At 41.8% G+C, this 244-nt stretch carries 1 protein-coding gene; it reads right to left on the bottom strand.

What is annotated here, in order from left to right; genetic code table 11:
* Positions 1–244: hypothetical protein (locus NE619_RS18420; protein ID WP_256133914.1), on the bottom strand; the 244-nt coding region annotated here is incomplete at both ends.

The following is a 244-nucleotide window of genomic DNA, read 5'->3' as shown; positions in this document are numbered from 1 at the left end:
CCACTTCTTCGCTTGTTGCATCCGGCTTCTCATCAATCGCTTTTGCATTTTTATACGCTTCCTCATACTCTTCGCGCACAACCGGAATTACATCCTGATATTTTTCATCTTGCATCTGTTCTTCTGCATGCCGGATTGCCTCTTTAAGATGAGACTTATCGACTTCTTCTTTTTCCTGTTCAAATACAGCCGTAAAAGCGGCGCTTTCTTTTGCATCAAACGTATATTTTTCCTGTTCGCTTAC

The organism is Anaerovorax odorimutans, from assembly GCF_024459955.1.
GTDB lineage: Bacteria > Bacillota > Clostridia > Peptostreptococcales > Anaerovoracaceae > Hominibacterium > Hominibacterium odorimutans_A.
This window is presented reverse-complemented; position numbering and strand designations above follow the sequence as displayed.